At 38.2% G+C, this 23300-nt stretch carries 16 protein-coding genes and 1 pseudogene; 4 read left to right on the top strand and 13 right to left on the bottom strand.

The genetic code is table 11. The features are described 5' to 3' along the window. Window positions 1–37: 37 nt before the first annotated feature. The 5 genes from QMA08_RS10960 to QMA08_RS10940 all read right to left on the bottom strand — a co-directional run bounded on the left by QMA08_RS10960 (window position 38) and on the right by QMA08_RS10940 (window position 7594). Window positions 38–3439, bottom strand: coding sequence for an AAA family ATPase (locus tag QMA08_RS10960; RefSeq protein WP_290174509.1), 3402 nt, complete (start codon window positions 3437–3439; stop codon window positions 38–40). 67 nt (window positions 3440–3506) lie between these two features. Then, entirely contained in the window at window positions 3507–4238 is a 732-nt protein-coding gene (locus QMA08_RS10955; RefSeq protein ID WP_290174508.1) for an RNA methyltransferase, read from the bottom strand. A gap of 76 nt (window positions 4239–4314) precedes the next feature. Next, complete coding sequence (locus QMA08_RS10950) at window positions 4315–6351, bottom strand: FUSC family protein (RefSeq protein ID WP_182692630.1); 2037 nt, start codon at window positions 6349–6351, stop codon at window positions 4315–4317. Window positions 6352–6361: 10 nt separating this feature from the next. Then, entirely contained in the window at window positions 6362–7222 is an 861-nt protein-coding gene (locus QMA08_RS10945; RefSeq protein ID WP_290174507.1) for an HlyD family secretion protein, read from the bottom strand. A 168-nt stretch (window positions 7223–7390) separates the two neighbouring features. Continuing rightward, entirely contained in the window at window positions 7391–7594 is a 204-nt protein-coding gene (locus QMA08_RS10940) for a DUF1656 domain-containing protein (protein WP_149602947.1), read from the bottom strand. A gap of 392 nt (window positions 7595–7986) precedes the next feature. Between QMA08_RS10940 and QMA08_RS10935 the strand changes: the two genes are divergently transcribed. Genes QMA08_RS10935 through QMA08_RS10925 form a run of 3 tightly spaced genes read left to right on the top strand, consistent with a single transcriptional unit; the run spans window position 7987 to window position 10513 of the window. Next, window positions 7987–9096, top strand: coding sequence for a YjgN family protein (locus tag QMA08_RS10935; protein ID WP_290174506.1), 1110 nt, complete (start codon window positions 7987–7989; stop codon window positions 9094–9096). Between the two features lie 9 nt (window positions 9097–9105). Then, window positions 9106–10128, top strand: coding sequence for a M48 family metallopeptidase (locus tag QMA08_RS10930; protein WP_290174505.1), 1023 nt, complete (start codon window positions 9106–9108; stop codon window positions 10126–10128). Next, window positions 10115–10513 (top strand): DoxX-like family protein, encoded by a 399-nt coding sequence (locus QMA08_RS10925; RefSeq protein WP_193226057.1) that lies wholly within the window; start codon window positions 10115–10117, stop codon window positions 10511–10513. Before QMA08_RS10930 ends, QMA08_RS10925 begins: the two co-directional genes overlap by 14 nt. Before the next feature lie 53 nt (window positions 10514–10566). On the opposite strand, the gene speB is transcribed toward QMA08_RS10925, so the two are convergent. From speB to QMA08_RS10895, 6 genes and pseudogenes are all read right to left on the bottom strand, one after another. Then, the gene (gene speB, locus QMA08_RS10920) at window positions 10567–11490 is read right to left on the bottom strand and encodes an agmatinase (protein ID WP_290174504.1); all 924 of its coding nucleotides are present in this window, start codon (window positions 11488–11490) and stop codon (window positions 10567–10569) included. A gap of 3 nt (window positions 11491–11493) precedes the next feature. After that, on the bottom strand, window positions 11494–13407 hold the full coding sequence (gene speA / locus QMA08_RS10915; RefSeq protein WP_024593856.1) for a biosynthetic arginine decarboxylase: 1914 nt from the start codon (window positions 13405–13407) through the stop codon (window positions 11494–11496). Between the two features lie 547 nt (window positions 13408–13954). Next, window positions 13955–14287 (bottom strand): annotated as a pseudogene (locus tag QMA08_RS10910) (YnfA family protein). A 62-nt stretch (window positions 14288–14349) separates the two neighbouring features. After that, a complete protein-coding gene (locus tag QMA08_RS10905) occupies window positions 14350–15219 on the bottom strand; it encodes an MYG1 family protein (protein ID WP_024597468.1) in 870 nt (289 codons plus the stop codon). 232 nt (window positions 15220–15451) lie between these two features. Continuing rightward, entirely contained in the window at window positions 15452–15913 is a 462-nt protein-coding gene (locus QMA08_RS10900) for a GNAT family N-acetyltransferase (protein WP_002958569.1), read from the bottom strand. 206 nt (window positions 15914–16119) lie between these two features. After that, a complete protein-coding gene (locus QMA08_RS10895; protein ID WP_290174503.1) occupies window positions 16120–18372 on the bottom strand; it encodes an EAL domain-containing protein in 2253 nt (750 codons plus the stop codon). Window positions 18373–18663: 291 nt separating this feature from the next. Here QMA08_RS10895 and cysZ point away from each other — a divergent pair, with 291 nt between their 5' ends. Further along, a complete protein-coding gene (gene cysZ / locus QMA08_RS10890; RefSeq protein ID WP_002958567.1) occupies window positions 18664–19392 on the top strand; it encodes a sulfate transporter CysZ in 729 nt (242 codons plus the stop codon). Window positions 19393–19466: 74 nt separating this feature from the next. Here the strand turns inward: cysZ and QMA08_RS10885 are convergent, their stop codons facing one another. Together QMA08_RS10885 and QMA08_RS10880 are read right to left on the bottom strand one after the other, a co-directional pair. Further along, window positions 19467–19988, bottom strand: a complete 522-nt coding sequence (locus QMA08_RS10885) for a hypothetical protein (RefSeq protein ID WP_290174502.1) — start codon at window positions 19986–19988, stop codon at window positions 19467–19469. 1 nt (window position 19989) lies between these two features. Then, a complete protein-coding gene (locus QMA08_RS10880; protein ID WP_290174501.1) occupies window positions 19990–23298 on the bottom strand; it encodes a hypothetical protein in 3309 nt (1102 codons plus the stop codon). Window positions 23299–23300 lie beyond the last annotated feature (2 nt).

Here is a 23300-nt window from a genome sequence, read left to right as displayed (position 1 = left end):
TATATTAATGAAAAACTAATACACTTGTTATAAAAATTTATGCGTGTGCAAGTTGCACAGCTTGCTCTATATCTACAGCAACCATACGCGATACGCCAGGTTCTGCCATAGTAACACCTGTTAATCTACCTGCCATTTCCATCGCAATTTTATTATGACTAATATAAATAAACTGCACTGATTGTGACATTTCTTCAACCAAACGGCAAAAACGCACAACGTTGGCATCATCTAATGGTGCATCTACTTCGTCCAGCATACAGAAAGGAGCTGGATTGAGCCTGAATATAGAAAACACTAATGATAATGCGGTCAGCGCTTTTTCTCCACCACTTAACAAATGAATTGTTGAATTTTTCTTACCCGGTGGTCGTGCCATTATACTAACACCACTTTCGAGTAAATCGTCACTGGTTAATTCTAAATACGCGCTTCCACCACCAAAAACTTTAGGAAATAGCTCAGCAAAGTCTTCGTTAACTTGATCGAACGTCGCTTTAAAGCGTGTTTTGGTCTCACTATCAATTTTACGAATTGCACCTTCAAGGGTACTTAACGCTTTTGTTAAATCATCTAATTGATTATCAAGATAATCACTACGTGCCTTGGCTAAATCAAACTCTTCTATTGCCGCTAAGTTTACTGCACCTAATTTATCTAACTGATTAGTAAATCCGGTTAACTGATTTTGCGCTGCACTTAAATTCAATGAATCAGGTAATTCATCAAGTATTGCTTTTAAGCTTTGTTTCAACTCTTCTAATGGCTCAAGCGCAACTTGCGCTTTTATTACTAAGCTTTGCTCTTCAATTGTTAGCTTTTGATGCTGCTCTTGCAAGCCCACCAGCTCCCCTTGTGAATTTTTAAGGCTTACTTGCTTAGTGTTTAAGCTCTCTTTCGCCTGAGCTAATTCTTTTTGTAGCAATACTAATGCCTGCTCACCTTTTTGATGCTGTGCTAAGAGCTGCGTAATTTTATCGCTAAGTTCTTGCTCTGGTATCAGCAGCTCTTCTATTTCATTTAGTAGTTCTTGCGCACCTTCTGATGCACTAACGTGCTCTTGCTCTGCATGGCTCAATTTGGTTTGGCTTAACTGCCATTCACTGCGTGCCTTTTGCTCTGAGAGCGTTGCCTTATGTGCTTGTGTTTTATATTGCTCAAGCATGCTTAATGCTTCGCTATAACTTTTATCACTTTGTGAGCGCAAGCTATTTGCAGCGTCTACTTCATCCGCTAAGTTGACTTGCTGCTCATTCAACACTTCAAATTGCGCTACTTGCTCATCAAGCACGGTATTTAATTGTAAAAGCGCAGTGGTTAATTGCTGTTTTTGTTGCTGTAGCTTTTCTAGTTGTAACTTAAATTGTGCTACTTGCTGTTTGAGCATATCGCTGCGCGTACTGGCTACTGCTATATTTTGCGCAAGCTCATGTATCGCTTCTTTTAGCTCGCTTTGTTCGTTAATTAATTTTATTTGCTCAGCTGTATGTTCGTCACGAGTGTGTGTTACTTGTTGTAGCTCGTCCTCGGCATTAGTTAACTGCTGCGCTTTATCTTGCAATTGCTTATGCTTTAAAAGTAATGAGTTTTCTGCATTACATTCGGCACTTACATGCCAGTTACGACCATATAAAGCACCGTTTTTATCCATAACAGCTGTATAAAAACTATTTTTTAGTATTTCTAAATCACCGCTTTCACTATAAGCAATACGTGCTAAATGCTCTGGATAAACACCGCTTGTTATATATGTAGCTAAGCTATTTGTTGGCATGCTTTTATCACTATTTGGCCACACACTGTTATCAGCTTGCTGCTCACTTACATTTAAGTGCTCTAAAGATTTAAGTGCTTGCTCTATTAGAAGCTCAAAGCCTTCTTTAACACTTAGCTGATTAAACAAACCATTAGTACGTTCACTTTTTTCATCAAGCCCTAATGTACTTTTAAGCCCCGTTATACTGGCTTTTAACTCGTTTATTGTTTGAGTGAGCGTCGAATATTGTGTTTGTGAGTTATTAACAAGCTCATTTTGCATTTCAAGCTTAGCAATGCACTTCGTATGTGCTGTTTGTTTAGCGGCAAGTTCTTGAGTTAATGTTTGTGTTTGCTGTGTTTGCTGTATTAACTGTTGCTCTACATCACTACTTTGTAGCTCGCTAAGCTGAACAGTTAACTGATCAATTTGCTCGTTAACGTGGCTTATTTGCTGCTGAGTTTGTTTAATGTGACTACTATGTAGTTGCACGTTATTATTAAGCTGTTGCTGTTGCTCACACAAAGCTTGCCAATGAGTATAGTGGCGCTGCTTAAGTGCTAATAATTCCTCAAGTTCATGCGTTAACCCACTAACTTGCTCTTCACATATTAAGGCATTTTCACTTGCCTCTTGCAGGGCTTCGTTGAGTTGTTCGCACACAATTTGCTGCTGCGATTTTACCTCAGCACTTTGAATTTGGCGTTGCTGTAATTTAATTAAACTTTGTTTAAGCGTTTGGGTTTGCTGCTTTACATTGATTTGTTGTTGCTCAGCGCGAGTAAGCTCTGTGTGTATTACATGTTGCTGATGCTGTGCATCGCTTAGTTTATCTTGCTGAGCTTGTACTTGCCCTTCTAAGCTTGCAAGTACATCGTCATGCCCTGAGTTAGCGGTTTTAAAAAACAAAATTTGATCATTAAGTTTTTTAATTTGGGCACTTTTTTCAAGTTGCTGCTGATGTAACTTTTGCCATTTTAAAACGGCAATTTGGCCTTTTAGCGTACGTTCTTGTGCTTTTAATTCGCGGTATTTTTTTGCATCAACCGACTGCACAGCCAATTTATCGAGCTGGCTTTGTAGTTCTTTACGCACATCTAACAAACGTTCAAGATTTTCGCGAGTGCTCTTTATACGAGTTTGTGTTTCGCGGCGACGCTCTTTGTATTTAGAAACGCCAGCGGCTTCTTCTAAAAATACGCGCAGCTCTTGTGGTTTACTTTCTATTAAGCGCGAGATCATCCCTTGCTCAATAATTGCGTAACTACGTGGACCAAGACCGGTGCCTAAAAATATATCGGTAATATCGCGCTTACGGCATTTACTGCCATTTAAAAAATACAGTGACTGCCCGTCGCGCGTTACTAAGCGCTTAATAGCAATTTGGTTTCGATCGGCAAATGTGTTTGAAGGACTTCCTTTATCGTTATCAAAAACAAGCTCTACAGAGGCTTGTGATATGGCTTTTCGATTAGTTGAGCCATTAAAAATAACGTCGGTCATGGCATCGCCACGCAGGTTTTTAGCAGAGCTTTCACCTAGCACCCATCGTACTGCATCAATAACGTTAGATTTGCCACAGCCATTAGGGCCAACAACACACGTCATTTGATCAGGAAATGGAATTTTAGTGGGCTCTACAAACGATTTAAAGCCCGCTAATTTAATAGTGCTTAAGCGCATCTTATTGTTATTACCGATTATTATTGTTATTGATTACAAACAATTTAACTCATTAACAGTTAAATTGTTAAGCTTGTCGTTTAAAATTATCTAAAATAATACCGGTCGCCATTGCCACATTAAGCGACTCTGCTCCACCAAAAGCGGGGATGGTGATTTTATTAGTTACTAACTTTGCACATGTCTCGCGTATTCCATGCGACTCACTGCCCATTAGTAAAACGCCAGAGCCCGTAAATTGGGTTTTATGCACGCTTTGCCCATCTAAAAAAGCACCGTAAACAGGTAAATTTAAAGACTGTAGGTAATCAGGTAAATCTACTTGGCTTACCGATACCCTTACAAATGAGCCCATCGTGGCGCTAATTGTTTTTGGGTTGTAAGCGTCTGCGCTGTCGCTGCTAGTTACTATATGTTTAATACCGTACCAGTCTGCCACTCTTATTATTGTGCCTAAATTACCAGGGTCTGATACGCCATCAAGTGCGAGTATTAAGCCACTTGCTTGTGGTAAAGCTGCCTTTGGCATATCAACAATAGCAATGGCTGCATTATTGCTAACTAGCGTGCTGGCTTTGGTGAGGGTCTCTTCATCAGCTTCTATAAAGTTAGCTTGCGGATACTTACCTTGGTACGCATTTATAAATTCGTTTGTAGCAAAAATATTAACCACATTTAATGGGCTGTTTAATAACTCAAGTACGTTTTTCTCACCCTGTACAAGGTATTGATTATATTGCTTTCGGTACTTTTTTTGGCCAAGTTGGCGAATAAGTTTGAGTTGGTTTTTTGAAATCATAACAGCCCCATAAAATTATCCAGCAAGTATAACAGATTTCGTTATAACATCTGAACTCGAAAAGCAGCGAATGGGGCTAATTTATCTTACTCGCACTTCTTTCAAAGGTCAGATTAATGCGAATAAACATGCCTTTTATTGCTTCTAATTGATTTGAATCGTCAACCGTCTGAGCCAATTCCCCATAAAGATTATCTGACGCTTGCTTAAACTTATTATTAAACTTGCCCTTGGTTGCCAACATAAATGCATCGGCTAATGTACGCTGCCACTCATTTAAATACTTTAGCTTTGTATTACCAGCCAAATTTTCACAAATTGAGTTTAATCGAACCGACGCATGCCCTAAATTTAGAGCGGTTAGTGCAAGATCAGTAATTACGCGTGAGTGTGAACCTTGATCGTAATTAGTTAAGCGTATTAGCCTATCGGCCATGCGGCGGTTATACCAAATACTTGGGGTTGGATGGTTATTTATTTCGAGTAAATCTTTATAAGTAGCCTTAAAAACACGATGAACAAGTAATTGTACACTCGGACCTGTGAATAACTGAAAAATCCAAAATAAAATACTCACCCCCGCAAAAATTGCCATGGCAGAGCTAAGTGTGTAATCGATTGAAAACGCAAGGCTCATATCGGTACTGGGTCTTACCAAAATCGTAAATGGGATACAAAACCCCAAGCCATATGGCAATGTTTGTTGATCAGCTAGCAGCAGTAAACCCAGAAAATAAGGCCCTGCTAATACAAGTAGTAATATTTCTAATTGCCCACCACTTTGTGATAATAAATTGAGTGCGTAAAAAATAGTTACAATAGCAGCAACCACCACGCCTACCAATAAACGCTTTATTACCACCTGTAAAATAGCTAACGGTATTCTCGCCAACATTATCGAAAATATGACCGGTAAAATCATAATTAATAATGCAGCAGAAGAGCCTGTATTAATCCAAATAAATGCGCCGATAGAAAACACCAAAGCAGTTCTAAATCCAACAATTATGCCAGCTAATGGGTCGCGATATGTAAGCATACTGGGTGCATTTAATAATGTTTTATCACGCTCTTCTAACGCTCTGTATGCGCGTAGTAAAATTGTTAAGTCGGCTGCTACTTCTAAGCTCACATTGAGCATGTGAGATTCAAATGGCGAATCACAGACCGTATTTGCTCTATAGTCGGTTAGCTCTTTACGCAGCGTTTTAACTTGTTCAGCGCAGTAATCAAAATCGTCAGACTCTTTAATTTGCGCAAATACGTGCTTAAGTTTACTTATTAATTTATCTAAAGTAGGTGTAATAAGGTCTTCGTGGTTTCGCTGTAGGCGGCCAATTATTTGAATTAAGGCCAATAAAGAAAGTACTTTTTGCGACAACTGATTTGCAGCACGCGAGCGCCCTGGACCTTTTGGTCCTTCGTACCTTACTGCGCTGGAATCTTCGTTTATTGATCCCAATGTTGCCATAATGCCATCTATTTGCTGGTGACGGTTTTCGTGAGAGCCCTTAGAATCAAGCTCAATAACTAAATAATGTAACGTTTGATTTATAACCGACCGCGCTTGTGTTTGCAGTAAATGTTTAACCTTTACAGGCCAAAATAGATGACTCACAAGCCCAGCACATACAGACCCTATTATTATTTCGCTTACTCGCGCTTGTGCAATATCAAATATACTTTGGCTGCTCACCATTGCCGGAGTAACCATGACTAAAAGTACAATAATGGCGGCTGTTACACCGGCCATAGCAAACGCATACACAAAGTTTGCTTGGCGTACCATTGCCGATAACGCAGAGTTCACCCCCAACCATAATGCAAGTGCACCGAGCGCTAAATAAGGGTAGAGAATTAACTGAGTTAAAAGCAATATGCCAAATAAACCGCCCACTATGGTGCCTATTATTTGGCAAATTGCTTTTTCAATAACCAATCCGCTTTGCGGGCGTAATTGCAAAAAAATAGCCGAGACTAACGCCCAATAAGGCCTTTCAAGATTAAGCGACATAGCAATAGTCAGCGCCATCACCATGGCTATAACACCTTTAGTCGCAAAAATAATTGCCTGTTTTTTAGGAAAAAACAAATTTTGGAATACTACGCCCACTGTATTCCCCTTAACGTGTAGCGAGATGTATTGTGGCGGTCATTCCTGCGCTTAACTGTGTATCTTCGGGCAATGAATCTAACTTAATATCAACAGGTATACGCTGTGATAAACGTACCCAATTAAATGTTTGTTGTACTTGTGGTAAAAGCTGTCCGTTACTTTGTGTATTCGTATTTGCAATGGCTTTACCTACACTCACTACATGCCCTGTTAATTGCTTACCACCACTTAAAAGGGCTATTTTAGCTTTTTGATCAGGATAAATAAGCGGTATTTTACTCTCTTCAAAGTAACCCGTTACATAAAATGAATCTGACTGAACAATAGCAAAAACAGGTGTGCCTTGAGCAACATAGTTACCTTGGCGTAAATTCAAATTAATTATTTGCCCTGATGCAGGCGCAACAATTTTAGTTCTATCAACATTTAACTGCGCAATTATTTGCTCTGTCTTGGCTAGGTTATAATTTGCCTCAGCAATTTTAGTATTAATACGAGTGGATTCTAGCGTTTCTTCACTAATTGCCTGTTGAGTGTTTAGCTCAACACGTCTTTCGTATTTGTGTTTGGCAAGTTCCCATGTATACAATGCGTTTTCTGTGTTTGCTTTACTTTTATCAAGCGCTGCTTGATAACGCTTTTTATCAACATTAAAAAGTACTTCGCCTTTTTGTACGTTTTGGCCATCTTTAATATTTAAAGCAGTTACCCAACCCGACACGTCTGGAGCAACTGTAACTATGTCTGCTCGAATACGCCCGTCACGCGTCCAAGGAGTATGCATGTAGTCAGTCCATACCCAACGCCCAGCAAAAACCGCAGCTATAACAACCAAGATAGTAAAAGTAATACGCAGATATTTAATCATTCAATTTATCTTCCACTTAGTAATACCAACCCGCAATAATACTTGAGTAATTTGAGAGCTTAAACCTGACGCTAACTGTGTTAAAAATTTCTGATATAGAACAACTAAATAACGAAATTTTTGCCTTGTTATCGACACGGTTTTCTTGCCTCAAAATAGCTCAATTAATTAAACAGATTGGTATAAATAGACGGTGAGTGCCAAGTAACAAACAAATAGTGACACCTCAAACCAAGCCACTTTCCAAATACGGTCATGCCAATCTAGTCGATGCAAAGCAAAACGAGTCAACGCCGTTAAAATAAATGCAATTGGGAAGTAAACAATCAGCGGGCTAAACTCTAATCCCCCTAACACGACTGCTTGAAACATAATAAATATCCTAATGTTATTTAAAGCGGTGATAAAAGCTGTAAAACCTAAATAAATTTACATCCGCACTACTCTTACAATCTATTATTTTGGCATATAAATCAATTAGCTTAATTGTACGTAGGTGTGCTTAATACATAATTAATGCCATTACATTTAAGCAGCACTAACTATGTATAGTAGCTAAATCGCATATTAAAAAGCTAAAGACCCCAGTTACCAGCCAAATACATAAACCAGCGAGGTTTATTTATAAAAAAGTATTAGAGTATTAAACCCAATACTTAAAACGCCTATTTATAGCTGCTTGCAGAAGGGTTGGATAATTATAAACATTGAGTTTTGCACTAAAAATGGGTAAATTAACAAAAAAACAACATGGATATAATTTAATGGAATCAATACACCCTACCCCATCTGAAACAACCCCACCAATAAATGAGCCTGCTGAACCAATTTTTAGCGGAAAAGTGCAATTTAGTGGTAAAGGCGGTGAGTTTTTTGGAATTTGGATTGTAAATATATTACTTAGCGTTATTACGCTTGGCATATATTCAGCGTGGGCTAAAGTACGTACGCATCGCTATTTTTACGGCCACACCCGTATAGATGGTCATAGTTTTGACTACCTAGCAACACCAATACAAATTTTAAAAGGTCGGATTTTAGCGGTTGTTGTATTTTTTATTTATACATTTTCTATTAGCTTTATGCCTATTTTAGGCCTGTTTATTGCTCTTGGTTTTATCTTTTTAATGCCATGGATTATTAACCAAGGTTTACGTTTTAATCTGCGTATGACCCGCCATCGTAATGTTCGCTTTGCTTTTAAAGGCAGTTATGGCGAAGCCTTTGTTAACTTTATACTTTTACCTATTGCAAGCATATTTACGCTTTATTTATTAATGCCTTACGTTATAAAGCGTATTGATAGCTATATACATAGCAATATTAGTTATGGCGACAAACCGCTTACTGTAAATCTAAAAGGCGAGACCTATTACCTCACAGCGCTTATTTGCTTTGTAGTGAGCTCTATCACCATGGTGGTATTTATGGGGATTTTAGGATTATTTGGCCTCAACTTAGTAGATATTGAAAACCAACAAAATTTAGAAAACTCTGCAGCTATGGTTATGCTTCCTATCTTTATGATGATTGCCTATGTGCTAATGATTGCCATTGTTTCTGCTGTATGGCACGCCGCTATTAGAAATCACATTTTTGATAACAGCCATTTTGAAGGCGTTGCTACATTTAAATCAGAGCTAAAACCAGTTCCTTTCGCTGTTTTACTATTAACTAATATGTTGGCTATTGTATTTTCTTTAGGCCTTGCATACCCATGGACAAAAGTACGTACATCAAAAATGCTCGCTGATGTAACTAACGTCACTATTTATCCTGGTGCATTAAACCTAATTGATACCGCGCAAGAACAGCAATCATCATTTGCTGAAGAAGCTGCAAACGTATTTGATATTGACCTTTCTTTAACTTAAGAGCTCACCATGCATGTAAAGGGACATTTTTTCCCCATCGCATCGAGTAACTATCAAGTGTGTGTTGCCACTATTAGCGACACACACATTGAGGTTATCAACGATGAACACGTTATCGCTCGCCACGTAATCTCAAGTCTAAAATTAAGCTCGGGGATGGCAGGACTTGCTGACGAACTAAACTTTGAAGATGGCAGTCGTTTTATTCCTCAAGACGTAAGTTACAGATGGCCATTTAAAGAAAATAACCACCACGTAATGGAGCGCCTTGAAAAAAGTAAATGGGCAATTTTAGCCGCAGTAATATTTACACCGCTTTTTATGTGGTTAGTACTTTATAAAGCGGTACCCGCCATTGCTGTTTACAGTGTTGATACCCTGCCACGTAATGTCGTAGAACAAATGGGGGAGCAAAGTTTTACACTAATTAAAAAGATTGCGCTTGACCCAAGTGAGCTGCCCGCAGAGCAGCAAACTAAAGTACAAGCACATTTTACAAATATGCTTAATGCGTTATCGCTTGATCAATCGGTTTATAGATTATCGTTTTATAAATCAGACAGCTTTGGTGCTAACGCGTTTGCACTACCCCATGGCCGTATCGTGGTCACCGATGATTTAGCAAATTTACTTGCCGATAAACCCAATGCCTTAAAAGCGGTATTACTACACGAAATGGGCCATGTAGTCCACCAGCATAGCGTACGTATTACAGCACAATCTGCCGCAAGTACTATTGTGTTAGCGGTTGTATTTGGTGATTTAGAGGGGGTTGCCGAAGTAGCGTTAGGTACGGGTGCATCGTTTGCTCAGCAAGGGTTTTCACGTGACATGGAGCGTGAGGCAGATAGCTTTGCACTCACCCAATTAGAATCGCTTGGGTATTCGAGTAATGACTTTGCTGATGCAATAGAAGCCCTACAAGAAAGCCATACCAGCGAAAACGAACACCTCGAAAAAGTAAATGACTTTTTAGAGTACTTATCTAGCCACCCAAGTGCACAAGAGCGTATTGACAATGCTAGGAAATAATCGCGGTTATATTCAACTTGCTCGCTACATAGTGAGTTTAAGTTGGATATATCATGGCTTTTTCCCAAAGCTTTATCACGTAGCACCACTTGAAAAATTAATGACTGGCAGTGCGGGCTATTCTGAACAGGTGTCTGATTTAATTACACGTTCAGCGGGAATTGGTGAAATTATATTTGGCGTGTGTTTATTTGTATTTTATAAAAATAAATATCTAGTAATTTTAAATGTTTTAGCATTAATTGGCCTTTTACTCGCTGTAGTTGCAATGCAGCCACAATTGCTTATTGAAGCATTTAACCCTGTAACTACTAACCTGCCTCTTATTGGGCTAAGCGTTATTTGGTTAAAAGAAATTAAGCAGTTGAATAATCGATATCTCTAAATAAAAAAGGGTATGCAAATGCATACCCTTTTTGTAGTACAAAATTTGTAAAATTAGTACTTATTTTTATGCGTCCACAAATGCAGTAATTCGCTCGCAATGGTTGCTGCAGCAATTGCGGTAAGCTCACTTTGGTCGTACGAAGGTGATACTTCTACCACATCCATACCTACCATGTGTATGCCTTTTAGCGCACGCAGTACTTTAAGTACTTTATCTGACGTTAAACCACCGCACACAGGAGTGCCTGTACCAGGCGCAAACGCAGGGTCTAAACAATCTATATCAAACGTTAAGTAAACAGGTAGGTCACCTACTCGTTCAAGTATTTGCGCTGCAATGTCATTTGCATGTAAATCGTTGGCTTGCATTGCATCAATCACAGCAAACTCATGTTTACTTTGATCAAAGTCGGTACGAATACCTATTTGTATACTGTGCTCAACATCAATCAGCCCTTCCATTGGCGCATGATAAAACATAGTGCCGTGATCAAAACGCGAGCCATTGCTATAAGTATCGGTGTGCGCATCAAAATGTACCAGCGCCATTTTGCCATGTATTTTTGCATGAGCACGTAATAGCGGAAGCGTTACAAAGTGATCGCCCCCTAAACCTAATAGTGTTTTACCTTGGCGAAGTATTTGATCAGCAGCCATTTCTAGTTGCGCAGTAAAATACTCAGGATCGCCAACAGGGTAAGTAAAGTCCCCTGCGTCTGCCACTTTTAAACGCTCAAACAACGGGAAAGTCCACGGGTATTTAGTGTCTTCCCATGCTAAATGAACCGATGCACGACGAATTGCATCAGGGCCTAAGCGCGCACCAGGGCGGCCCGAGGTCGCTAAATCAAATGGTAAGCCTAAAACCACTACGTCTGCATCAATTGCATTAATGTTTTGCACCATAGGACGACGTAAAAATGTCATCCCATTTGAGTACAATGAGTGATCTGCGTGACCAAACAAAGTTGACATTGCTTATAACTCTTCTAAATAAGTGTAGCCATCAAGGCCGCTTTGCAACTCGTCTAAAACGCTTTGCTGTTCGTGTTTTTCAATTTTAGTGCTTACTAACTGCTCGTATGATTGCTGAAAACTTTCAACATCTAAATGTACATAGCGCATCATATCGGCAACAGTGTCACCCTGGTTTATCTCGGTAATACTTGCAACGCCTTGCTCATCCATATTAACAATTGCGCTGTGCGTATCGCCAAACAAGTTATGCATGTCACCTAAAATTTCTTGATAAGCACCCACCAAGAAAAAGCCCATTAAATAAGGTTTATCAGCACTAAACTCTGGCACTGGTAGTGTGCTTTCAATACCTTGTCCATCTACGTAATGCTCAAGTGCGCCGTCTGAATCACAGGTTATATCAAGTAATACGGCACGTTTTTTTGGCGCTTCAGTTAAGCCACTTAATGGCAATACCGGAAACACTTGATCAATGCCCCATGCATCTGGAAGCGATTGAAATAAAGAGAAGTTTACAAAAAACTTATCGGCTAAACGTACGTTTAACTCGTCAATAATAGGACGATGAAAACGGTTTTTATTATCCATGTGCTTGTTGAGTTCATAACAAATACGGATATTAATTTGTTCAGCCCATGCACGTTGCGATAAATCAAGTAACCCGAGTGCAAATTGGTTATGCGCTTCAGCTAAGTCACCTTGGCTGTCGTGATAAATCTCAATTAATGCACGGTCATCCGTTAAATCAGTTAACTGTACAAACGATGCCCACATGTTTTTTAATAACAGAGGTGCATCTGCCGCTGGCGCTACTAACTCTTCTGGCGTGTAACTTTCAGTACCAATAACATTAGAAATAAGCACAGCATGATGCGCCGTAAGCGCACGACCCGACTCAGAAATAATAGTCGGCATTGGTTGCTCATATTGCTTACATGTATCACCAATGGTGTACACAATGTTATTTGCATATTCAGCTAAGCTGTAATTCATAGAGTTATGCGACTGGCTACGTGTGCCGTCGTAATCAACAGCTAAACCGCCACCTACATCAAGGCAATCAATTTCTGCGCCTAATTTACGTAGCTCACAATAAAAACGCGCAGCTTCGCTTACACCTAAACGTACGTCACGAATGTTCGCCATTTGTGACCCTAAGTGAAAATGTACTAGCTGGAGTAAATCAAGCTGGTTTGCGTCTTTTAAACGATTAACTACATGCAAAACTTGCGATGCAGATAAACCAAATTTTGATTTTTCGCCGCCACTCGCTTGCCATTTACCTTTACCTTGCGACGCTAAACGTACACGAATACCAATGCGTGGTTTTACGTTAAGCTCTTTTGCTTGGCTAAGTACCATGTCTAGCTCAGAAAGCTTTTCAAGTACGATATACACTTTATGACCTAGCTTTTCGCCAATAAGTGCTAAACGTACGTATTCTTTATCTTTGTAGCCATTACATACAATAACAGCGCTGGTTTTTTCAGCCAGTGCTAGTACCGTAAGTAGTTCTGGCTTGCTGCCTGCCTCTAAACCAAGTTGCTTTTTTTCTACTTGTGCTTGGCTTGCTACTATTTCTTCAACCACTTCACGTTGTTGGTTTACTTTTATTGGGTAAACTAATAGGTAGTCTTTAGGGTAACCATAGTTTTCAATCGCAGTATTAAATGCGCCGCATAAGCTGTGTACACGATGGTGTAAAATTTGCGGAAAACGAACTAAAGCAGGTAAGCTTAAGCCTTTATCTTGAAGTTGCTTTGCGATATCTGTTAATGCAATGGTTTGCTCTGGTGCATGAGCCTTGGGTGCAACATACACATCACCTTGATCATTAATACCAAAAAAACCTTGGCTCCAATGACGAACATTGTAGCTCGTACGAGCTTGTTCTAGTGATGTTGTTTCTTTCATTTATCTTTCTCTTTTATTTAATTAATGCCGACTCGGCTAGTGCCGCGCATTAAAAGAAAAATAGAGATTCAAGTCCAACAAGTATTTTTGCTCGTAACGAGTGATTTTTGATGTTGATAAAACGACCAATCACGTATTGCTCGCTAACGTATATAAAATAGGACTTTGATGATTATTAAAGATAAGAAAAGTTGTAAAAAATGGCTGTTTTTAAATGACTCATTATAAATTTTATTAGCAAAAATGAATTAGCTCATTCAATAAAATTCATCTTGAGTTACTTTGTTTATAAAATTTACTTTTGATGGATTAGAGCAAGGCGTTCTCAACACCTCAATTACTCACAGTTGAGCCAACGTGTTGTGGCCAAGTAATACCTATGTATTCTGCAAAGTGAATAAAAACTGCACGTCAAAAACGCGCAGCATACATCCACCAGCTTCAATCATGACTTGGCGCATATGGAGCGTTAGGTATTGCCTGTGGTATTGAAAGTGGGAAATTGCAGTAATGTATAGGCGAATTCGATTAATTAAGTATAAGCTAGCTATGCACTTTTTGGGGCGAACATAATTATTGCCATACCTAGCAGTGCAACTAGACCACCGATAATATCCCACATAGTAAGCTTTACGCCATCTACAACCCATAACCATAATAGCGCAACGCAAATATATACGCCGCCATAAGCTGCATACACACGCCCGGCAGCAGTAGGATGTAAAGAGAGCAACCATGCAAATAGTGCCAAACTTAACGCTGCAGGAATTAAAAGTAAAATGCTCTTATCTTGTTAAAGCCAAAGGTAGGGCAAATAGCAACCCACTATTTCTGCTAAGGCTGTAATAGTAAAAAGTGCGATTGTTTTTAATTCAAACATAATGCTCCGCGCAAAAATAACAAGCATAACAATCTATATAAATTGTTATGCTTAGTGCGTTGTTATTCGCTAAGCGCCATAGTGGCAAGTTTCATTGTGCTTTCAAACGACTTGGTACCCGCTATAAATAAACCGTTGTGACAGAACACGGCATCGGCAATACCTGTTTCATCTACGAACGCTTGATCAGATAAACCAGACCATGCTTTAGGAAGCGGTTTTCTATCTTCAAACGAGCCAGGCTCAACGGGTACTGTTTGTAATATCCATTGCCCAGAATGCGATGGGTAAACCATGTATAGCGCCTCACTTGATAAAATATGCACTGTTTTTTTCCACGGTGTGTACTTTTCAAGCACGATTACTCTAGCATCTTCTGCATTTTCAATTGCTTTGGCGACAATCTCTTTTGCATTAACACTACCGTGAGCTGAGGCGATAAAACGAATGAGCATGCGAGCTGCAAATTCAACGGCTTCATCAAAGCAGGTATCAAAGTTACTTTCTTCTTCCCATGTAGGGTTAAACATTGAAATTGTTTGGCTCAAGCTTATCCCTTTTGATACACCTTCAACATGACCACAATCAATGGCATCAATAGTTGAAACTAAGCCTGAATCCACTCTATCAGCAACGGCTTGGTTATCATCACACAGCGCTAAGCCGTATTTCTTCCACACTAATCCAAATGATGAAAAAGGAATGCCATTTTCTCGCTCGCCTGCACCACCGCGTTGATGATGATCAAAGCGATTAGTTTCAGGATCGTATTCCCCACCTACATCGATTACGTAGTCGGCACTTTCTATAAGCGCTTTATCGCGTGTGCGTACCAATTTAAACGTTGGCAAAACATGTTTAAGTACCGCAATACTAAAAACGTCATCTGCATGAAAATTACCATTGTGGGTTACTACTGTTATTTCGCTCATTTGTTTATTGCTACTTTTAGAAAAGATAAAAATTCTCGCTTTGTAAGTTAGTCACTAATTATCGAGGCAGATTTTATACGAAGACAGGTGTTAAAAACAGTGAAGTATTTTTGCATCACTATAAAAGCTGCTTTTATAGTTACTAGTTTGAGTATGACTTTTATTACAAGATAATAATGAAGGCAGATATTTACGACACATTAAGCTTTAATATGTCGCAGCGTTAATTAACTTATTTACTAAGCCCTAATTCCATAAAAACACTTTGTGGATTATCTACATATGAGCCAAAACTGCTACAGCGTTTAAAGCCTAAATTTTCATATAAATTGATTGATTTTATTTGTTTTGGGCCTGTTTCTAAGCGTATTAACGGGATTTGTTTTTCGCCAGCTTGATGCAATAAAATCTGCATAATACGTCTTGATAGCCCTTTACCACGATGACTTGGTTTTACATATAAACGTCTTATTTCGCCATAAGGCTGAGTATCAAATTTCTCTACTATTGCACCGCAGGCAATAATACCTTCTTCAGTTTTTAAACCAATAGCATACACATTAGGTAAGGTTAATTCGTTTAACTCCAGAGACTGTGCGGTAGCCACAGGATATAAAGAGTTTATAAGTCGGTCTATATCATCAAATACATTTACCACGTCGGGATCATTCGGGTTCAAATCGACTAACTGCATAAAGCTTCCATTCATTGTTATAAGTTTATTAAGCTTTAAATAATATATTTAAGCGGACATAGCTTAGCACTGTTTAACTAAAAAATCTTTACTCCTTATTTAGCATATAGGTCATGACATTTCACAAGCTAAAAGAGCAAAAGTGGCTTACCACATGCGTAATCTTGCTAGATTATCACTAATTAATAGACAGTAAACTTCAAGTATTATCGCATATTGGTATTAGCGCTATGCCATTTTGAATAGCATTCTTTATCCATCGGCTTTGCAATTAAATAGCCTTGCATGGTGTCAATATTCATTTTTTTAAGTAAGTCATATTGTTCTGTTGTTTCTACACCCTCTGCAACTACCTCTAAGTGTAGACTTTTTCCTAGGCTGATAATTGTTTGCGCAATATTAAAGCCAACCGTGTTATCTAAAATTTTATCAATAAAGCTTTTATCTATTTTTAATTCTTTAACAGGAAACGTACTTAAGTAAGCTAAGCAGGAGTACCCGGTTCCAAAATCATCAATCGAAAATATAAAGCCAGCAGCAATGAGTTCTTTCATTTGCATAATTGTATAATCTACATCGCTTGAGAGCATTGACTCGGTTATTTCTAACTTAATTTGTTGTGCTCGAACATCAAATTTATTGATAGTGCTAAACAGCTCTCCTTTTAAATTTGATGAGTTAAATTGGCTTTGACTAATATTAATTGAAACACTAAACGAGTCGTCAATTATGTTATCTGCTTTAAGCTCGTTAATTAAAATACATATATCATGTAAAACAATATTTTGTAGCTTTTGTATAAGCCCATATTGCTCTGCAATAGGTATAAATTCGTTTGCTGCTATTAAGCCTTTTTGAGGATGGTTCCATCTAATGAGTGCTTCAGCACCAATAACATCACCATGCATATTTACCTGTGGCTGAAAGTAAGCACAAAACTCATCAGATGCAATCGCCCTGACTATATCGGTTTCTAGCTCGGCTTGCTTTTCAAGTAGTGTTTGCAAGGCAGGATCGTAAAAACTACTGCTATTACCCCCTTTATTTTTAGAACGATACATAGCCGTGTCTGCAAATTTTAATATATTGTCTGCCTGTGCGTTTACGCTATCAATTAGGCAGATACCTATGCTACAACTTACTTGAAATGCAAGGTTGCCCACTTCAAATTTATCATGAAAAGCTCTTTGAATCTCTTTGGCAAGAGCTTTGCATTCTATGGTTGCTTGCTTTGTATCTTGCCCTAAGTGTTTGAGTAAAATAATAAATTCATCACCACCCGCTCTGGCCAATGTATCTGAGCCTTTTATTATTGCGCTTAACCTTTTTGATAATTCTACAAGTACTTCATCACCCGCACTGTGCCCAAGTGAGTCATTAATACGCTTAAAATTATCTAGGTCTAAAAATAATAACGCCCCTATATTTTTATTACGTTTAATACTCTCTACACACGTGCTTAATTTGTCGCTAAGCATTCTTCTATTTGGAAGATTAGTTAATGGGTCGTAAAAGGCGAGCTTATGTACTTCTTGTTCGGCCTTTTTCTTTATTGAAATATCTCTGGCCATCCATACTACGTGCCTTTTTGTAGGACTATTGGGATGGTAATGATCTAATGCTGCTGCCCGGCCTTCAAAAACTATACTCCCTTTGGGTACATCTAATTCATATTCAAAAATTTGCGTCTCGTTGGTCGAGAGTGTTTTTTTAATGACGTCCATTATCATTTGTGCATCTTTTGAAGGAAGTAGGTCTTTAACATTTTCACCAATAAGGTCCTTGTTTGAATCAAGCAGTAACTCATTAGAGGTACCATACACATCGGTATAAATTCCTTCTTCACTTAAAATAAGGATCAGATCGGGCATTACCTTAGTGAAAGCTTTAAACTTTTCATTACTTTGCTGTAAATTCACTACAAGCTGTTTTGCTTTATCAAACTCGTTACTTTTTTCAAGAGCGATACTAGAAAAGTGTACAAAAAAATCAATTAACTCTAAATCTTGCTTTGATGGTGATTTAGGAGTGCTGTGATAGATAGCAAAGGTGCCTAATAAATCGGCTTGGGTTGAAAAAATAGGCGTTGACCAACATGACTTAAGATCAAACTTTAGCGCTAAATCTTTAAAGTCCTCCCACAGCGGTGAAGTTTCGATATTTTCTACAATTGTGCGTGATTTCGAAAATGCTGCAGTACCACATGAGCCCACTTTTGGCCCTATAAAGACTCCATTCAGTAAACTACAGTACTCTGGGTGAATATTAGGGGCTGCGCAATGAAAAAGCTGTTGGCCTTTAGCTGATAAGATGGAACACCTAGCGGATTCATCATCAATAATCTGCTCGATTGATAAACAAATTTCAGTAAGCACCTCACTTAAAGGTACCCCTAATGCAATTTTGGATAAAATGCCTTGCTGGTGAGATAATAACTTTTTTAACCTATCCGTACCCATTTTCCTTTACCCGTATTATTTATACACATTGAAACAACAAAAGCTTTAAGTAAGCGCTTTTTTCTTACGCAGTAAAGTTCATTATAGTCATGATTAGTAAGTTTTTTATTTTATTGGTAAAAATAATCGGGCCTGTCTTAAATAATCATAGTTGCGTATTACTGAACACCTATTGTTACTATATAAACAAAATCACAATATTAAAGCTAACACTTTGTTACTTAAAAGTACTGTTCAAAATTATTAAGCTATTTATACTATAAGTAATGGTAAATATTTTTTGAGGTTACAGTGCAGATCACACAAGGTATGGAATACTTTTTTTCGGGGTTTAAATTAATTAGCCAAAAAGGGCTAAAGCGTTTTGTCCTTATTCCGTTATTAATTAATATTTTGCTATTTGGTAGCTCGCTGTTTTTTTTATTTGGCTGGTTAAGTGATAGTTTTAGCTACATTAACAACATGCTCCCCGAGTGGTTAAGCTGGTTAGAGTGGCTAATGTGGCCTATTGCAGTATTAGTTGTTCTGTTTAGCTATAGTATGCTCTTTACAGTTATCACTAATTTTATTGCAGCCCCTTTCAATGCGCTTTTGAGTGAAAAAGTTGAGCTTTACCTAACAGGTCAAAAAATTAACGATGACGGCTTTGCCGAACTAGTTAAAGATATACCTCGCATGCTTGCCCGTGAGTGGACAAAACTATGCTACTACCTTCCTCGCGCAATTGGCTTTTTTATATTGTTATGGGTTTTACCGGTCATTGGTCAAATACTATGGGTGTTATTTACTTGTTGGATGTACGCAGTTCAATACGAAGACTATGCGTTTGATAATCATAAAATTGACTTTAAGCAAATGAAAGACGATTTAAAATCTAAGCAAGGTTTGTCATACGGATTTGGTTTTGCTGTTATGTTGTTAACTGCTATCCCTTTTATAAACTTAATAGTTATGCCAGTCGCAGTGTGCGGCGCAACACGTTTATGGGTAGATAACTATCGTCCAAAATATCGTAGTTAATTAAAAGGTTGCTTACTTTTTTAATATTCGAAGGACACCGCACCCTAGATTAAAAAGCACCTAAGGTGCTTTTTTTAATCTATTTTTAAAGCAATAAACTCAAGCGATGCACGCCTTGGTAATGCATCGCTTTGTTTATCTACTTCTTCAAATTTTTTAATCAAAATACTAAAGCGCTGATTATTAATATTAACGGCTGTAACTTCACCAATTTTTATACTGTAGTTTTGCTGCTGATCAAACAGCTTTAGTATTTGACCTTTTACACGCTCTACGTATAAATAAGGTGTTTGGTCTGGCATCTTTAAACGAATGACATTGATTTTACTTAGTTCATGTACCGCGACCCAATTGTGACTCTGCATTAACGTATTATAACGACTAATACCTTCAGGCTGATAAACAACATCTTGGCTTATAACGCATGTATTACAGTCCTTTACTGATTCAATTCGCCAGTCAACAGCTGTATTTTTATAATACAAATTATCATTTTTTAGTAACCACTCACGTGCATTGTTAGTATCGCTACACGCTATTAGTAAACTAAAAAAACTACTCAAGATAATAAACTTAGTGCTTAGCATTGGCTTCATACTATTGCTCTTTAATTGCTTTTAACTCAGCAATAATTGCACTACTTGGCTGTGCTTCTTTTATATAAATGGGCAGCGTTTCAATATTAGTAGGCGAGCTTTGTAAATTATGCACCTTACTGTTATTTGTATTTGGCACACCAAATCGATTACCTGCACTTTGCATATAAAACTGTAAATTAAGCATGCTCCACTCATCTACATCACTCAGTATTGATATTGTATTATCTTGGTTAGTATCAAAGCTGGTTAAGCTTTCGGTGTTAATTGCATTACAATTAAAATCAACAGGTAGTGAGCCATTTCTATTTAACCCCTGTACTTCAAGTATGGTGCTTTCATTTAAATCTGCTGAACTACCATTTGAATAATCAATAATAAAATCATCCGTAGAGCCTAAATGACTATTAGTATTTGGTGCAATATCGCAACTAGCATTGCCTAGGTAAAAACGTTCATAGTAACGATCGCCTTCGTTATTACCTATTGTTGATAAACCCGCTAATTGATATAAATAATTCATAGAGCTTAAATGATTAGGCTTAAAATTAACTTCTTCATCACCGCCATGGTACAAACCTAAGTTATGACCTAACTCATGAAATATTGTTGATGCTTGATAATTATAAGTTACATTGGTTGCTACTTGCGTATCAAGCGTTAAACCCCAGCCTCCCATAGTTACCATTAAATCATTACCGCTTATCTCAGCAATACCCGACCCACTAATACTACCGTCTTCGTTACCACTACTTGCCATTAATAAATAATGGAAAATGGGCCTGCGAGTTATATCGCTATATTCCATTTTATAAGCAAATAAATTAGGGCTACTTAAATCGTATTCAAACGGGGTATAGCTGTTAAAAGGAACAAGATTTCCGCCACCTAAATCAAAGTTTTGCGGTGCTGTATTTGTATTTTGATCAAACAAATCACCTACGTCAAAGTGGACTGTATAGCCTTTTTCTGCAAAAACAGTGGCTACTTTTTCAAGTGCGGTTCGATGTGGAGTAATGCCTACATCACTGCTGTCCATATAATCAACTTCAATAAATATATCTTTTTGTGAGGTACGCGCCCCCCACTCATAAAGTGGTAAACCCGCGAATGTTGTACCCTGTTGCTCAGCGCAATCAGGAATACCATCCTCATCATCATCTATTGTGCAATTTATATTGTTTGGCCCAGCGGGTGTGTTAAACACAGAATAATTCCAATCAGTACTTTGATTAGTGTCTGTCGCATTAAGCTCGCGCTTTAAGCTGCCTCCTTGCTCGGAGATGATTTGTTCTGCGTTACCACCTTGCCATTGTGATGGCGTTACTGGTTCTTGTACTGAGTTACCAAATTTTACAAAGTCGATTGTTTGTGTACCTGCACTATTAAGTAATTCTACAAAACCGTTTATGTACCAATAAGGTCTAATTTCATCACTAGCATTACCCACAAGCGCTATTTTAGGATTGTTAACTGATGCATTGACTAAAAAATCATCCCCAAACTTACTTTGTAAAATAAGGTACTCACCATTTTCAAACTCTTTATTGGGCAGTGAAAAAGTTGTTTCTGCACTGGTCGAGCTATTAATCATATTAATACTGCGGGTTTTAAGCGAATAACTCTGTAAGTTTACAGCAGCCCCTGTGCCGTTATAAATTTCAATCCAAGGTAAGTCGTTACTAAATTGCACAGAAGAAACTTCAGTTATTTTTATATCTTGGCTAGAGGTAGTAAAAGAAGTAGCTGTTTGTGTTTCAATGGCCGTATCATCAAAATTAGTTAAATCAGCTGTAACACGGACAATATATTGGGTATCTTCATTAAAGCTTGCGCTTACATTTACAGTATGAAAATAAGTACTTGTGTCACTAGTAGTACCCGACAAACTTTCAATATTTAAGGCCAAGCAAGTAGTAAAATTATCTGCCGACACTTGTACACTTCCTGTACAAGCACCACTACTAGAATTAACGGCTAAAGTGCTCGTTAGCATAATATCTGAAAATGTAATACTAACAGGGCTATCTACAAGAACTGGGTCATTATTACTTTGGGGTGTTACATTACTAATTGTAGCCGGCGTTGAATCAACCACCGTAATATTCAGTGTAAATTCGGTTGTGTCTTTTGAATCAGACGCAGTTAACGTATAGCTTTGTGAAGTGATACTGTTTGCAGGAGGCGTGTAGCTAAAAAGTAAGGCTTGTGCATCAATAACACTAATTTGTGCACCATTTAAATCATCCCCAAAATCAATCTGAACGGTATCGTTATCAGCATCGCTAACTACTAAACTAAATTCTGTGGCTTGATTATATTGCACGCTAATACTTACATCATCTGCAGCAGGTGGATTGTTTGGTGCTAATACTACAACTGTTTTTTGAGCGCTATTTGTAGCGTTATCGTCATCGGTTACAGTAACCACAAATGTAACATTGGTATTTTGTGCAACAGTGGGCGCATTAAAGTTAATGCTTGTTTGTGTTTGAGTAAGTTCAACTACAGGACCACTTATTTGCTGCCAAGTTATGCTATTAATACTACCATCGCTGTCTTGTGCATCTGCAACTAGGGTTACGCTGTCATCTTTTTTAGCTTCTTCAGGGCCTGTAACAATGACTGTTGGCGCGCTATTTACTTGATTAATTAAAACCGTTTTACTCGCTTGAGCGCTTTTACCTGCATTGTCAGTTACGGTTACGCTAAAACCTAGTGTTGTATTTTCAGATACATTAGGGGCGGTAAAACTAAGGACTCCATCAGTTTGTGAAAACTCAACATTGTCCCCAGCAGACTGAATCCAATTAATATTACTTATAGTGCCATCTGTATCTTGAGCGTTAGCAACTAAACTGACTTGTGTGCTGGCAAGTGCACTACTTGGGCCTGTTATATTAACTGTAGGAGCATTATTTTGAGAGGTGATAGTGCCTGAAAAAACTTGTTGTGCAGTAGCACCTGAGTTGTCAGTAACTGTAACCGAAAAGCTAAAGGTCGTATCGGTTGTTACACTAGGTGCAGTGGCTGTAAGCGTGTTACCGTTAGAGGTAAACGTAAACTCGGGCCCGCTAAGTTGTTGCCATTGATAGCTGGCAATTTGTCCGTCGCTATCACTTGCAAGCGCTGTAATAGTAAATGATTGATTAGAAGTAATAACGTTACTGCTAACCGAAAGCGTAACACTGGGCGCAGTGTTACCAGGGGCCGTAGTTGAATCACTGCCTTCGCCTCCCCCGCCACAACCTGTGATTAAAAGTGATAAAAAAAGTAAACTTAGCCATTTATTAATATTGTTTTTTACCACTT

It is taken from the genome of Pseudoalteromonas sp. APC 3355, assembly GCF_030407615.1.
In the GTDB taxonomy this organism is placed as follows: Bacteria; Pseudomonadota; Gammaproteobacteria; order Enterobacterales; family Alteromonadaceae; genus Pseudoalteromonas; species Pseudoalteromonas distincta.
This window is presented reverse-complemented; position numbering and strand designations above follow the sequence as displayed.